Annotated in this window: 14 protein-coding genes; 7 read left to right on the top strand and 7 right to left on the bottom strand. The window is 63.7% G+C overall.

Going from position 1 to position 14,256, the window contains the following annotated elements; all coding sequences use genetic code 11:
* The first annotated feature begins 6 nt into the window (after positions 1–6).
* Complete coding sequence (locus JOF47_RS12450; RefSeq protein WP_209998763.1) at positions 7–936, top strand: carbohydrate ABC transporter permease; 930 nt, start codon at positions 7–9, stop codon at positions 934–936.
* Positions 933–1,901 carry a carbohydrate ABC transporter permease gene (locus JOF47_RS12445; RefSeq protein ID WP_209998761.1) on the top strand — a complete coding sequence of 323 codons (969 nt, stop codon included), beginning with the start codon at positions 933–935 and terminating at the stop codon, positions 1,899–1,901. The genes JOF47_RS12450 and JOF47_RS12445 overlap by 4 nt, the downstream gene beginning before the upstream one ends.
* 327 nt (positions 1,902–2,228) lie before the next feature.
* On the opposite strand, the gene JOF47_RS12440 is transcribed toward JOF47_RS12445, so the two are convergent.
* The 4 genes from JOF47_RS12440 to JOF47_RS12425 all read right to left on the bottom strand — a co-directional run bounded on the left by JOF47_RS12440 (position 2,229) and on the right by JOF47_RS12425 (position 6,224).
* Entirely contained in the window at positions 2,229–3,020 is a 792-nt protein-coding gene (locus tag JOF47_RS12440) for an amino acid ABC transporter ATP-binding protein (protein ID WP_209998759.1), read from the bottom strand.
* Positions 3,021–3,032: 12 nt separating this feature from the next.
* Complete coding sequence (locus JOF47_RS12435; RefSeq protein WP_209998757.1) at positions 3,033–3,827, bottom strand: amino acid ABC transporter permease; 795 nt, start codon at positions 3,825–3,827, stop codon at positions 3,033–3,035.
* Positions 3,828–3,921: 94 nt separating this feature from the next.
* The gene (locus JOF47_RS12430) at positions 3,922–4,716 is read right to left on the bottom strand and encodes an ABC transporter substrate-binding protein (RefSeq protein WP_209998755.1); all 795 of its coding nucleotides are present in this window, start codon (positions 4,714–4,716) and stop codon (positions 3,922–3,924) included.
* Positions 4,717–4,886: 170 nt separating this feature from the next.
* A complete protein-coding gene (locus JOF47_RS12425) occupies positions 4,887–6,224 on the bottom strand; it encodes an isochorismate synthase (RefSeq protein WP_209998752.1) in 1,338 nt (445 codons plus the stop codon).
* Positions 6,225–6,340: 116 nt separating this feature from the next.
* Between JOF47_RS12425 and JOF47_RS12420 the strand changes: the two genes are divergently transcribed.
* Together JOF47_RS12420 and JOF47_RS12415 are read left to right on the top strand one after the other, a co-directional pair.
* Complete coding sequence (locus JOF47_RS12420) at positions 6,341–7,039, top strand: demethylmenaquinone methyltransferase (RefSeq protein WP_209998750.1); 699 nt, start codon at positions 6,341–6,343, stop codon at positions 7,037–7,039.
* Positions 7,040–7,234: 195 nt separating this feature from the next.
* Positions 7,235–8,332, top strand: a complete 1,098-nt coding sequence (locus JOF47_RS12415; protein ID WP_209998748.1) for a polyprenyl synthetase family protein — start codon at positions 7,235–7,237, stop codon at positions 8,330–8,332.
* 7 nt (positions 8,333–8,339) lie between these two features.
* Here JOF47_RS12415 and JOF47_RS12410 read toward each other — a convergent pair whose 3' ends face one another.
* Genes JOF47_RS12410 through JOF47_RS12400 form a run of 3 tightly spaced genes read right to left on the bottom strand, consistent with a single transcriptional unit; the run spans position 8,340 to position 10,741 of the window.
* Entirely contained in the window at positions 8,340–8,855 is a 516-nt protein-coding gene (locus JOF47_RS12410; protein WP_209998746.1) for an HIT family protein, read from the bottom strand.
* 19 nt (positions 8,856–8,874) lie between these two features.
* Positions 8,875–9,309, bottom strand: coding sequence for an SMI1/KNR4 family protein (locus tag JOF47_RS12405; protein ID WP_209998744.1), 435 nt, complete (start codon positions 9,307–9,309; stop codon positions 8,875–8,877).
* A 25-nt stretch (positions 9,310–9,334) separates the two neighbouring features.
* Positions 9,335–10,741, bottom strand: coding sequence for a PucR family transcriptional regulator (locus tag JOF47_RS12400; RefSeq protein WP_209998742.1), 1,407 nt, complete (start codon positions 10,739–10,741; stop codon positions 9,335–9,337).
* Positions 10,742–10,852: 111 nt separating this feature from the next.
* Here JOF47_RS12400 and JOF47_RS12395 point away from each other — a divergent pair, with 111 nt between their 5' ends.
* From JOF47_RS12395 to gabT, 3 genes are all read left to right on the top strand, one after another.
* Entirely contained in the window at positions 10,853–12,448 is a 1,596-nt protein-coding gene (locus JOF47_RS12395) for a sodium-dependent transporter (protein WP_209998740.1), read from the top strand.
* On the top strand, positions 12,445–12,582 hold the full coding sequence (locus JOF47_RS12390) for a methionine/alanine import family NSS transporter small subunit (RefSeq protein ID WP_209998738.1): 138 nt from the start codon (positions 12,445–12,447) through the stop codon (positions 12,580–12,582). The genes JOF47_RS12395 and JOF47_RS12390 overlap by 4 nt, the downstream gene beginning before the upstream one ends.
* Before the next feature lie 298 nt (positions 12,583–12,880).
* Positions 12,881–14,221 (top strand): 4-aminobutyrate--2-oxoglutarate transaminase, encoded by a 1,341-nt coding sequence (gabT, locus tag JOF47_RS12385; RefSeq protein ID WP_209998736.1) that lies wholly within the window; start codon positions 12,881–12,883, stop codon positions 14,219–14,221.
* The last annotated feature ends 35 nt before the right edge of the window (positions 14,222–14,256 follow it).

Here is a 14,256-nt window from a genome sequence, read left to right as displayed (position 1 = left end):
ACACCCATGAGCGTCGCTTCCACAGCCCGGCCTCGGAAACCCGGGGCAAAAACCAACGGACGCCAGGGGCGCACCGCGGCCTTGCTGCTTGCTCCTTTTGTTGTCATCTTTGCGGCGATGTACCTGGCCCCCCTGGGGTTCGCCGTCTACCGCAGCCTTTTTGTCCTCAAACGCGACGGGCTTGGCCTCACAGCCCCCACGCTCGCATTCGACCCGATGGCGAACTACCTGAAGGCGTTCGCGGACCCGGTCTTCATCGAGTCCCTGGGCAGGGTCTTGCTTTTCGGCGTGGTCCAGGTGCCGGTCATGCTGGGGCTGTCCACCGGCCTGGCCCTGTTGATCGACTCCCGTTCCGCGCGGGCCAAGGGTTTCTTCCGCCTCACGAGCTTCCTGCCCTACGCGGTGCCGGGCGTCATCGCGGCCCTCATGTGGTCGTTCCTGTATTCAGGCACCTCCAGCCCCATCAATGCACTGTTGGAACCGCTGGGAATCGAGATCCCGTTCCTCGGCGAGGACATGGTGCTGTGGTCGGTGGCGAACATCGTCACCTGGGGATGGACCGGATACAACATGATCATCATCTATGCCGCGCTGCAGTCGATACCCGGCGAAATACTTGAAGCGGCAAAAATCGACGGGGCTTCGGCCTGGCGCATTGCCTGGAACATCAAGATTCCCATGGTGCGGCCGGCAATCATCCTCACGGCGGTCTTTTCAATCATCGGAACCGCCCAGTTGTACAACGAGCCCAAGGTGCTCCAAAGCGTCTCCGGCGGGTCCATCGATTCCGCTTTCACGCCGATCATGGCCGCCCAGGTTGCCACGGCCGCGCAGAACTATCCATATGCCGCTGCCATGTCCGTCATCTTGGCGGTGCTCGTAGGCATCTTGTCCATCACCTTCTTCAAGCTCACGAATAGAGGCTCCGACGCATGAGCACTCAACTAATCGCAGGGAACGACAGGGATTCCGAGAACGCCGTTGACGGGCGGGCCACTGCGCCGGGGAAGCCCGTGGGCGGCGGCCGGAACTTCGGGAACGGAACGGGACGAAAGGCACGTGACAATCGCGAGACGACTCTGACCAGCCGGCTGGTTGTCACCATCGTGTTGGGATGCTTTGCAATCTACTTCCTCGTGCCGATTTGGTGGCTGGTGGTCGCCGCCTCCAAGCCCATGGGCGAGCAGTTCTCCGCACCCGGATTCTGGTTCAACGGCATGCACATGGGGAGCAACGTGGCCGAGCTGCTCTCGTCCCGCGACGGCATCTTCATGCGCTGGATCCTGAACTCGATCTTCTATGCGGGTATCGGGGCCATAGTTGGCACGCTGCTGGCCTCGATGGCAGGCTACGCGCTGGCCAAGTACCGATTCCGCGGGCGCGAAGTCGTCTTCGGCGTCGTGCTGGCGGCGGTGCTGATCCCCAAGATCCTCTTTACCCTGCCGCTGTACCTGATGTTCTCCGAAGTGGGGCTGATCAACAACCCGCTGGCCGTGATCCTGCCAAGCATCGTGAGCCCCTTCGGCGTCTACCTGTCCAGGGTCTTTGCGGCTCAGTCAGTGCCGGACGAGGTCATCGAGGCGGCCCGGCTCGACGGGCTCGGGGAAGTCGGCATCTACTTCCGCATCGGCCTGCGCATGATGACACCGGCCCTGGTGACGATCTTCCTGTTCAACTTCGTGGAGATCTGGAACAACTACCTGTTGCCGGCGATGGTCATCAACGATTCCTCGCTGCAGCCGGTCACCGTCGGCCTGGTGTCCTGGTTCGCTTCCAACGGCAAGGTGCCGATGTCGTTGGTGGTTGTCGGTGCCCTGGTTTCGATCATTCCGCTGTTGTTGCTCTTCCTGTTCCTTCAGCGCTTCTGGAAGGCAGGGCTCACCGCAGGCGCCGTGAAATAGGAATGCCGATCTTGCCCGGTGCCTTTGCCAGGTAGCCGGGTTGGGGAAGTGGAGCGGTGTTGGCTTCCCTGGGTGGGGGAGCCAACACCGCTCCTTCCCTTTGCCCAAGTGCTCCCGTGGCGCCCCGGCTCGTAGGGATCTTTCGGTTCCAATGCCTGCCCCTGCGAAGCACAGGGCCCGATCGGGATCCGGCCATGGGAAGACTTGTCCGCTGTCAGCAACGAAGCCGCGGACGGGGGTTGAGACAAAACGCATGGGGGCCGTAGGCCGCAAGCCGGGAATGTCCAGTGCGGCGTACGACCCCCATGCGGAGCGCTTCTCGGAATCCTAGTCCGTGATCTCCACATGCGTGGGATCAAGAACGCGCTTAAGGAAGTCCTGGGTGCGCGGCTGCTGCGGATTGCCAATGACGTCCTTGGCATGCCCCTGCTCGACGACCACGCCGCCATCCATGAAGATCACCCGGTCGGCGACATCCTTGGCGAAGGACATCTCGTGGGTTACGACCAACATGGTCATGCCGGCCTTGGCCAGCGAGCGCATGATGGCCAAGACCTCGCCGACGGTTTCAGGGTCAAGTGCTGAGGTCGGCTCGTCGAAAAGCATCAGCGTCGGGTCCATGGACAAGGCGCGGGCGATTGCCACGCGCTGCTGCTGGCCGCCGGAAAGCTGGTCCGGGTAGCGGTCGCCGAAATCGCTCAGGCCCACCCGGTGCAGGTTCTTCTGGGCGGTTTCCTTCGCCTGCGCGGCCGGGCGCTTGAGCACCTTGGTTTGTGCAACGGTGCAGTTCTGCATCACTGTCAGGTGCGGGAAGAGGTTGAACTGCTGGAATACCATGCCAACCGTCCTGCGCATCTTGTCCAGGTCAACGTCGGGATCCGTGGCGTCGAAGCCGCCCACGTGGATGGTGCCGCCGTTTGGCTGTTCCAGGAGGTTCACGCAACGCAGCAGCGTTGACTTGCCGGAGCCGGACGGGCCGATCAGGCAAACCACTTCGCCGGGCTTGACCTCAAGGTCGATGCCCTTGAGGACTTCGTTGCTGCCGTAGGACTTGCGCAGGCTCGTGATGGATACGCCGGCAGCCTTGAAAGCGGTCGGGGTGTTTGTGCTGTCGTTCATGACTTTGCCTGCCTATCGATTCGTCTTCGCGGTGCGCGACTCGAACTTGCGAGCCACAAGACTCAACGGGACCGTGATGACCAGGTAGAAAGCACCGGCAACGACCAGCGGCGTGATACCCGCACCCAAGCTGGTCAGTCCTTGGCGACCGAAAGTCGTCAACTCGTACTGGCTTGCCGTGGCGCCGAGGATGAATGCAAGCGAAGAGTCCTTGGTGAGCATAATGACTTCATTGGTCAGCGGCGGCAACACGATCTTGAAGGCCTGGGGGATCACGATCGTGACCATGGCGCGCCAGGCCGGCATGCCCAGCGAGCGGGCCGCCTCAATCTGGCCCTTGGGTACTGCCTGCAGGCCCGCGCGGAGTGTTTCTGCGATGTAGGCGGATGAGACAAGGCCGAGGGAAACCATCACGACCACGGGCTGTGGCCAGAGGACGCCGGGGAACGCGATGGGGACACCGTACCCGAAGGCGATCAGCACCAATAGCGCAGGAACGCCGCGGAAGAATTCGATGAATCCGGTTGCTAGCCATCGGTAGGGGGCGAAGCTCGCGATCTTCATCAACGCCAGAATCAGGCCGAGTGTGAGGCCGAAGGCAAAGGAGAGGATCGTGTAGTACAAGGTGTTCTTCAAACCTACGGTGATCAGCTCGGGGAACATCGGCCCAAGCTTGTCGAAGTCGAAGAACGTGTCAGCCAGCAAAGCCCAGTTGGCGGATACCAAGAACCAAATGAGTAGGCCAGCGAATATGGCAGCCTGGACAATTTTGCTGGCCCGGGCTCGTTGACGCGTAGTCATGGCCATGAGAAAGAAGCCTTCCGTGAAAGTGGGTGAGGCCCCGGATCCGATCGGGAGCCGGGGCCTCACCAGTTACAAATGGACCAAGAAAACGGGTCGGTTAGTTGGTGGTTCCGAACCACGTGTCGGAGAACGTCTTCATCGTGCCGTCATCGGTAATGCGCTTCAGGGTCGCATTGATCTTTTCAAGAAGCACGGTGTTGCCCTTGGCAACGGCTATGCCCAGCTGCTCACCTGACTTGAAGTCCTCCACGCGCTTGAGCGTCGGTTCGTTCTTGATGGCATAGCCAAGGATCGACTGGTTGCCCAGTGATGCGACGGTCTGGCCGCTCTTCAGTGACATGACCTGGTCATTGCCGGTGGCGTATTCAACCGGGACCAGGCCGTGTTCCTTGGCGAACTTGGCGCCGGTGGTGGCCTGCTGCACGCCGACCTTCTGGCCCTTGGCGGATTCGACGCTGGTGATGCCCGAACCTTCCTTGGCAACCAGGGTCAGGTCGTCGTCCATGTAAGGGGTGGAGAAGTCCATGTTTCCCTTGCGCTCTTCGGTGATCGAAAGCCCGGAGATGGCCGCATCGCACTGGGTCTTGAACAAGCCCGACTGGATGGATTCGAAGGGTGAAGTGATTACATTGAGCTCCACGCCCAGGTCCTTGGCGATTTCGGCCGCAATGTCCATGTCGAAGCCGACATTCTTGCCGTCCTTGACGAATTCAAACGGTTCGTAGGGAATGTCGGAGCATACTGTGAACTTTCCCGGGTTGAGCAGCTTGACTGCATTCGGGTCGGCTGAAGTTGAAGCGGCCGGGGTGTCGTTGCTTCCGCATGCGGTAAGCGCGAGTGCGCCCACCGCCGCCACGGCCAGGGATTTGAGTACGGTGGTGGTGATCCGCATGGAGTGTGGTCCTTCTCTAGGTAATCGCTTCTGGACTTGCGTCGAAGCCAATTGTAACCGGCAATGCCCCAAGTAATGAGATATGCATCACAGGCTACATTCATTTTCTCCGGGTAAACAACTTTCGTTGTTCACCCGTTACCTAGTTGCGTGAACCCAGCTGCGCAAACCTAAATGCTGAGTGCCTCACGCATCGGGCGCATCTTGGCCCAGGACTCGGCCAACTCCGACGCCGGATCGGACGCCGCAACAATGCCGCAACCGGCGTAGAGCCGAATCGAGGTGGGGGACTCGATCACGCCGCCGCGCAGCGCAATGCCAAACTCTCCGTTCCCGCGCGTGTCGACCCAGCCGACGGGCCCCGCGTACGGGCCTCGGTCCATGCCCTCGAGCTCGCGCAGGATGCGGCCGGCTTCCTTCGTGGGGGTTCCGCACACCGCGGCCGTCGGGTGGAAGACCTCAGCCAAATCCAGAGCCGAGGGAACGCTGCCGTCCGAACGGTGGGCCAGCGACGCCTTGACGTCCGAGGCGAGGTGCCAGACGTTGGGCAGCTGCAAGACAAACGGTTCGGCGGGGGCGTCCATGCCGGAGGCCAGCGGCCCGAGCTGTTCGGTGAGCGAATCGATTGCCAGCTGGTGCTCGTGGCGCTGCTTCTCGTCCTCGACCAGCATGCGGTGCGCGTAGCTGGAATCCCCGGCCGGCGCGCTGGCGCGGTCAAGGGTGCCCGCCAGGACGCGGGCCTCGGCGATGTCGCCGCGCACCCGGACCAGCATTTCCGGGGTGGCGCCGATCAAGCCGTCCACCGAGTAAGTCCAGCAATCGGCGTAGCGCAGCGCGAGCTGGCGCAAGACCTGGGCCACGGCGATCGGCGTCGCGAGCTCGGCCACCGCATCGCGGGCCAGCACCAGCTTGGTGACCTGCCCGGATTCGATCGCTGCAACACCCTTGCGTACCGAGTCCATGTACTCGGCCTCGGTGATCTGGCCGGTCACCAGCCGGTCCACGCCTGCCCCCAGTTCGTGCTCGGCCGAGTAGTCGTCCAACAGCATCGCCAGCTCGGCCTCGGCCGCCTCGAGGCTCAACTCGGCCTCCGGGTCGGTGACCGTGTAGGTGATCCAGCTGCAGTTTTCGTCCTTGCCCACCACGATTTTCGGCACGATCATGCGCGAGGCATAGGTGCTGGAGAAGGAAAAGGCGAAGGCTCCGAAGGCGATCAGTCCCGTGCCGGGCAGTTCCAGCGGATCCTCGATGCCGGCCGCCGCCGTTACCCCGTTCCACCAGTCGCGGGCCAGCGCGAAGCGCTCGGGTCCGGTCGACTCGAACCGTGCAATCTGGCCGAAGCCGATGACTCCCTCGCCGCGTCGGGCCCACATCAGTGAATCGTCGCGGGTGGCGTAGTCAAGAAGTCCGTGTTCGCTCATCGCCGGGCGTTTGATGGTCAAGCTGCGCAGCTGCGGCACCGGGGTTGGCGTGTGCGGTCCCGTACCGGCGGAAAGTTGGGAAGTCATGATGAGCTAAGCCTACCGCCGCCGGGGTGCGCGCCGGACTCTTGAGTGGCCCCGCTCACCAGGACATCCGTGCGCCGTATTTTCACGTTGCCGCCGAACTTTGCGACAATGAAACCATGAGCCGCGCATCGCTGGAAAAGCACACAGAAGAAGTCCAAGCAATGTTTGACGACGTTGCCCCGCGTTATGACGTGGTCAACGACATTCTGTCCCTAGGGCAGACCCGCCGCTGGCGCAAGATCGTCTTCGACGCGGTCGGCGCCAAGCCCGGCCAGCGCGTGCTGGACCTGGCCGCCGGCACGGGGACTTCCTCCGAGCCGTTTGCCGATGCCGGCATCGGCGTCGTTGCCTGTGATTTCTCCCAGGGCATGCTGAAGGTCGGCAAGCGCCGCCGCCCGGACATCGACTTTGTCGCGGGCGATGCCACCAACCTTCCCTTCGAGGACAACAGCTTTGACGCGGCGACGATCAGCTTCGGCCTGCGCAACGTGAACGAGCCGAAGAAGGCGCTGGCCGAGATGCTGCGGGTGACCAAGCCCGGTGGCACCCTGGTGATCGCCGAATTCTCGCACCCGACGTTTGCGCCGTTCCGCACCGTGTACACCGAGTACCTGATGAAGGCGCTTCCGCCCATCGCCAAGAAGGTCTCCTCGAACCCGGCGGCCTACGTGTACCTTGCCGAATCCATCCGCGACTGGCCGAACCAGGACGGCCTTGCCGCCTGGATCGACCAGGCCGGCTGGGATTCGTGCCGCTACCGCAACCTCAGCGGCGGCATCGTTGCGGTGCATCGCGCCACCAAACCGCTGGTCTAGGCACGCCGCAGGCGGGCTGCCCGGGCGCCAAACGCCGGGCAACCTGCCGCGAATCGCCCGCCTTCGCCTTGATCGGGCCGAATGGCGATAGAGTGAAGCCTGTACTTGAGCAGCTGGTACCTACCGACCAGCAACCAGAATCGGCCACATGCCGCGGCTGGAACCGACCGTCGAGAGATAGTAAGTCTTAGAACTGTGACCGATTCCCAGACCAACTGGACCGCTGCCGGACACGGCGTGCACGATTCCTTCGATCTGAACCCGGAGACCAGCGTGCTGGCCGCCGCGGTGAACCTGCCCAGCGGTTTTTCCCTGATCGCCCACGATCCCGAGTTCGGCCCGGCCATCGCCACCGGCCTGGCCAAGGTGGAGAAGCTGCTGCGCGACGCGATCGCGAACTCCGACCCCTTGATCGATGCGACCAGCCGCCACCTGGTCGAGGCCGGCGGCAAGCGGATCCGTCCGCTGTTGGTGGTCTTGACCTCGCTGTTGGGCGAGGGGGTGACCGAAGAGGTCATCAAGGCCGCGGCCATTGTCGAGCTGACCCACCTTGCCACGCTTTACCACGACGACGTGATGGATTCGGCGCCGCTGCGCCGCGGTGCACCCACCGCGCACGAGGTCTGGGGCAACTCCGTTGCCATCCTCACCGGCGACCTGATCTTCGCCCGGGCCTCGGTCCTCGGTGCCGAGCTGGGCCCCGAGGCGGTCTCGATGCAGGCACGCACCTTCGAGCGCTTGTGCCTGGGCCAGCTGCACGAATCGGTGGGGCCGCGCGAGGGCGACGACCCGATCGAACACCACCTCAGCGTCATCGCCGACAAGACGGCATCCCTGCTGGCAACCTCCGGCGCCTTCGGTGCGCTCTTCGGCGGCGCCCCGGAATACGTGGAGATCCTGCGCACCTACGGCGAAAAGGTCGGCGTTGCCTTCCAGGTTGCCGACGATGTCATCGACGTGACAGGCGCAAAGGTCCGTTCGGGCAAGACCCCCGGAACCGACCTGCGCGAAGGCGTCCCGACGCTGCCGATCCTGCTGATGCGCGATGCCGCTGCGGCGGGTGACGCGGAGGCGGCCCGCGTGCTGGAGATTGTCGACGGGGACCTGACCGAGGACGCGGCTCTGGCCCGTGCGGTGGAAGCCGTTGCCGGCAACCCCGCCACGGCCAAGGCCTGGGCCGTTGCGCGGCACTGGGCCGACGAGGCCGTGGCCGTGCTGCAGCCGCTCCCGGCCGGAACCGTCAAGGACGCGCTGGCGGCCTTTGCCGACGCAGTGGTCACCCGCGAGGTCTAGGCAAAACCTAAACGAGGAACCTTTCGGGGTATTCGCCCCAAAGGTTCGCTTCACCCAAGGCCGCCCGTAACTGGGCGGCCTTTTGTGCGCGCTCGGCAACCGGGACGCGGTGCCGCAGGTGCCTGTAGAGGTCGTCGTCGCTGAAGCGCGGAAACACGTGCTGGTGGTAGTGCCAGACGTGCTGGTTTCCGGCGGGTTCGTTGTGCTGTCTGGTGCTGGTGCCCTCGGGGGACCACGCGTACTTCATGGCCAGGGCGATGCGCCGGGTCTCGAACATGATTTCGGCGGCGACCGTCTCCGGCAAATCGTAGAGCGCCTCGTGGTGCACGGAGGGAATGACCATGGCGTGGCCGCCGTGGGGGCCGAAGCCGTCACAGGCCATGATGACGGCGACGTGTTCGGTCCTGTAGATCAGGTCGGTCTGCGCACAGAGGTTGTCGGGGGAAAACTCTGCGCCGGCCAGGAGCTCGCAAAAAGGGCAGCGGTAATCTTCCGGTGCGTGCGAGTTCCATAGCCGGCGCATGGGGGTTGCTGACCCGGGGTTAGTCGTTCAGCTCGGGGGAGAGCTCGTCGAAGACCCAGCTGAACATGTCAAGGACATATTCGCTGAAGGTGCCCTCTTCGCTCTTCCACGTGCCGCGGGCATTCTGGCGGCGGTAGACGATCGGGTCCGGCACCTCGAGCTGGTCAAGGCGGAAGCCCCATACGTACTTTTCTTCCTCGTCCTCAAGGAAGAGCAGGTAGCCGTCTTCGACCTCGAGCTCGTCGGGGTCGAAGAAGTAGTGGTACGCCTCCATCAGGTCTTCGCAGCCACCCAGTGCCAGGTAGAACTCGCGCAGCACCAAGGGGAGCTGGACGGGGAGGGTGCCGAGCGCGTCATCGAGCTCGGCGTCGGTCAAGCCATCTTCTTTTTGCCACTCGTCCTCGAGGTACAACGGAACCAGTGAACGGAACTTCTCAAGGAACATTTCAGCCATGCCCCCCATTCTATCCGGAGCGATTCTAAGTAATGTCCTTGGCGGTCAATGCAAGCCACAATTGCACCCGATCGGCGGTGGTTGTCGGGTCGTAGCCGCTGAGCTCGCTGATCTGCTGGAGCCGGTAACGCACGGTATTGCGGTGCAATCCCAGGGTTTCGGCCACGGCGCCGACGCTGCCGTCCAATTCCAGGTAGTGACGCAACGTACCCAGCAATTCCGCCGAATGTTTCTTGTCGAAGGCCTCCAGTGGCCCGAGCGCCTCCTGGGCCAGGGCCTGCAGCGGGACATCGCGCGCCGCAAGCAGCAGGGAAGTGAGCGAGAGCCTGGACGGGGTGTTGATGCGTTCGCCGTGGCGCAGGGCCTCGAGCGCCTCGAAGAAACTCCAACGCAGGCCATTGGGCTGGGCATAGTCCCCTCCGAAACTTACGCGGGCGGTGATGCCGGCCCCTTCCAGGTACCCGTCAAGCTGGTCCGCGAATTTCGCGGCGTGGGAACCGTTCACCACCAGGGCAAGCCGGTCATCGACAATGGCCGAGACCTCGTGTTCGAGGTGCGGCGGGATGGGCAGGGTCCGCAACGCCTTTTCATGCCCCGAGGCCGCATGAACCAGCACCACCGAATGCGGGCGGTCCACGGTGATCCCGATGCCCTGCAAGCGGGCGGTTGCCTCGGAAGCGCTGAGGTTCCCGGCGATCAGATCCGAAAATGCCTGTCCCGCAACCAAGCGGTTGGATTCGCGCAACCTGGCCTGGTTTGCCAGCTCCAGCCCGATCAGCCCCTGGGCGTAGTCGACCAATCCGTCCCGGGTGTATGGCTCGGCCAGGTAAAGCGTGCACTTGTCCTTCAGCCCGGTGGCAATGGGAATCGGGTGCCACTTCTCCTTGCCCAGTTCCGGGCCGTGCACCCTGGCCCCGAACTGCGTCAACGAGACAGCGCTGCCGAGCATGCGCGAGAGCTCGCGCAGCATGGAACGCAACCCGCCGGTGAGCAGCGTGGACGCCAGCTGCTGGTGTCCCTTGAGCAGGCGTTCAAGGCGCGCCAAGTGGTCGGCGTTCAGCGTGTCGGCAATCAACTTGGTGATTGCCACGAACGGGGTCTCGTAGGGGACCTCGAAGACCGGCAGTCCGAGCTCGGTGGCCTTGCGGATGACCGCCGCCGGAACGCTGCGGTGGCTCAGCCCCGTTCCGTAACCCAGGGCCAGGGCGCCGGCGCCGTGCACGGTTTCCACAAAGGCCTGCTGGTTGGCGATCGTGGTCTGCCGCAGGCCCGTGGTCAGCACGATTTCCCCGCCGCTGAGGAAAGGGGAAGGATCCCGCAGTTCGGTGACTGCCGCCCACTCGATGGGAGTGTCTCCCGCCGCCGAAATATCGGTCAGTGCGCGCAGGGAGAGGGCGTGGGACCCGAGAAGTCGCGACAAGGTGATGGCCATGCACCAAGTCTATGGAGTTTTTTGTGCACTCATACGACCAATCGCTCCCCGGACTGGTCAGAATGCGGCCTGGGTCACGGGACGTACGTCACTTATGGGTAAGGTTGTCCGATGATCACTGCACCATCAGGCCAGGGCGGACAACCCGCACCGGCTCCTCGAGAGACATTCTCGTCTCGAAAACTCTTCATACTTTCCGCCATTGGCTCCGCCGTTGGGCTGGGCAATATTTGGCGTTTCCCCTATGTTGCCTACGACAACGGCGGCGGCGCCTTCCTGATCCCTTATCTTGTCGCCCTGCTCTGCGCGGGCATCCCCTTGCTTTTCCTTGACTACTCGGTCGGCCACCGTGGACGCGGCTCCGCCCCCTTGGCATACCGCCGCCTCAATCGTGCGGCCGAGCCGCTCGGCTGGTGGCAGGTGCTGATCTGCTTCGTCATCGCCATCTACTACGCGGCCATCATTGCGTGGGCAGCCATGTATGCCTGGTTCTCCGTGACCAAGGCCTGGGGCGACGACGCCGGGGCCTTCTTCGACAGCTACCTGAAGACGGCGCCGGCCGACCAAGTCGGACTGTCCTTCGACTTCGTCTCCGGCGTCTTCTTCCCGATGCTGGCCGTCTGGATCATCGCGATCGTGATCATGGTCGCCGGCGTGAACAAGGGCATTTCGCGTGCAAACGCGATCTTCCTGCCGCTGCTGGTGGTCATGTTCGTGATCCTGGTGATCCAGGCCGTGTTCCTCCCCGGCGCGATGGAAGGCCTGAATGCCTTCTTCACCCCTAACTGGGAAGCGCTGAAGAACCCGGGCGTGTGGGCCGCGGCCTTCGGCCACATCTTCTTCTCCCTCTCCGTGGCCTTCGGCATCATGGTCACCTACTCCTCGTACCTGAAGCGCAAGACCGACCTGACCGGTTCGGGCATGGTTGTCGCGTTCGCCAACTCCGGCTTCGAGATCCTGGCCGGCATCGGCGTCTTCGCGGCACTCGGCTTCATGGCGGCGGCCTCCGGGCAGTCGGTATCGGAAGTGGCAGGAGGCGGCATCGGCCTGGCCTTCATCGCCTTCCCGACCATCGTCTCCGAAGCCCCCCTCGGTGCGATCCTCGGCGTGCTGTTCTTCGGCTCGCTGGTCTTCGCGGGACTGACCTCCTTGATCTCGATCCTCGAGGTCATCGTCGCGGCATTCCAGGACAAGCTGGGCTGGAGCCGAAAGTCGGCAACGCTGATTGTCACGGTCCCGATCGCACTGATCTCCATGGTGCTCTTCCCGACCACCACCGGTCTCTACCTGCTGGACACCTCGGACGCGTTCGTGAACCAGTTCGGCATCCTTGCCTGTGCACTGGTGACCGTCATCGTCCTGACCGCGGGGCTGACGGCTCTTCCGCAATTGCAGAAGCACATGAACCGCACCTCGTCGATCAAGATGGGTACCGGCTGGCGCATTCTGGTCGGTGGCATTGCGCCCGTGGCCCTTGGCTACATGCTGATCAACGAAATCCAGACCAAGAGCACCGAGCAGTACTCCGGCTACCCGGCGTGGTTCAACGGAGTCTTCGGCTGGGGCATGGCGGGCGCGCTGGTCGTCGGCGCGCTGCTGCTCTCGCTGATCCCGTGGAGCGACAAATCGAAGCTCAATGACCCGGAATACGATGAATTCGAAGCCGCACTTGCGGACGAAGACGCAGCAGAGGAGCTGAAGGCATGACCCCGGTAGCCATCACCATGATGATCATTGCCATGGTCACCGTCTGGGGAGGCCTCGGCCTTGCCATGTGGAACCTGGCCCGCCACCCGGAGGACGAGGGACACCTTCCCGAGGAAATGCCCCACGAGCTGTAACACGTCCACGCCCCGCGGGGCGTGGCGGCAAAGGTGGCCCGTACCCGTCCGGGAATCCCGGACGGGTACGGGCCACCTTTGCCGTTAAACGGGCCCCGTAAAGTTCTGTGCACATGCACTGCGAACTCCCGGGAGTACTGTGCCAATTTCACTAGCGGGTATTCTCGCCCGCGGCATAGGCTTCATGAAAGTACACAACAACCAACACACCGGATTCCCTTGCTTGTGCCCAAACACCTGCGCTACGGCGCAGGACGCGGGCCGAAACCAGCAAAGGCCGGGAAAGGAATGAGCGTTCATGGACGTCACTTACCGCATTGAACAGAAGCGCCAGATCAACGGCGCCTTCCCCGGACCGAAGTCCGTTGAGCTGGCTGCACGCCGCACCAACGCTGTGGCACTGGGCGTGGCTTCCTCGCTCCCGGTCTACGTTGCCGACGCCGATGGCGGCGTGATCGTCGACGTCGACGGAAACTCCATCATCGACCTGGGCTCGGGCATTGCGGTAACCAGCGTTGGCGCCTCCAACGAGCGCGTTGCGGCAGCCGTTGCCGCACAGGCAGCACACTTTACCCACACCTGCTTCATGGTGACCCCGTACGAGGGCTACGTCGAGCTGGCCGAGAAGCTTGCCGAAATCACCCCGGGCACCCACGCCAAGAAGGCAGTCTTCTTCAACTCCGGTTCCGAAGCCGTCGAGAACGCCATCAAGGTTGCCCGCGTGGCCACCGGCCGCACCGCCGTTGTCGCCTTCGACCACGCCTACCACGGCCGCACCAACCTGACCATGGGCCTGACCGCCAAGGCTGCACCGTACAAGCGCGGCTTCGGCCCGCTGGCCTCGGAAATCTACCGCATGCCGATGAGCTACCCGTTCCGCGAAGAGAACCCGAACATCTCCGGCAAGGAAGCCGCAGAGCGCGCCATCCTCGCCATGGAGAAGCAGATCGGCGGCGACCAGATCGCAGCCATCATCATCGAGCCGATCCAGGGTGAGGGCGGCTTCATCGTTCCCGCCGAGGGCTTCCTGCCGCGCATCGCCGAATGGGCCAAGGAACAGGGCATCGTCTTCGTCGCCGACGAAGTGCAGGCCGGCTTCTGCCGCGCCGGCGCCTGGTTCGCCTCCGACATCGAGGGCATCACCCCGGACATCATCACCGTTGCCAAGGGCATCGCCGGCGGCATGCCGCTCTCGGGCATCGTCGGCCGCGCCGACCTGCTTGACTCGGTCCACCCGGGCGGCCTCGGCGGCACCTACGGCGGCAACCCCGTTGCCGTTGCGGCTGCGCTCGAGACCATAAAGTTCATGGAAGAGCACGACCTCGCAGCCCGCGCCCGCGAGATCGAAGAGCAGTTCTTCACCCGCATGCGCAAGATCCAGTCCGAGGTTTCGGTCATCGGTGACATCCGCGGCCGTGGCGCCATGGTGGCCATCGAGCTGGTCAAGGCCGGCGGCATCGAGCCGGATGCAGACATCACCAAGAAGATTGCGGCCGACTGCCTGGCCGCAGGCGTCCTGATCCTGACCTGCGGCACCTACGGCAACGTCATCCGCCTGCTGCCCCCGCTGGTCATCAGCGACGAGCTGCTCGCCGACGCCCTTGAGGTGCTGGAAGGCGCCATCCGCGCCAACGCCTAGCCAATGCGCTAGGGCGTAGAGCCAAGAAAGGGGCT

It is taken from the genome of Paeniglutamicibacter kerguelensis (genome assembly GCF_017876535.1).
In the GTDB taxonomy this organism is placed as follows: Bacteria; Actinomycetota; Actinomycetes; order Actinomycetales; family Micrococcaceae; genus Paeniglutamicibacter; species Paeniglutamicibacter kerguelensis.
Note: the sequence above shows the minus strand (reverse complement) of the source record. Positions and strands in the feature narration are given on the sequence as shown.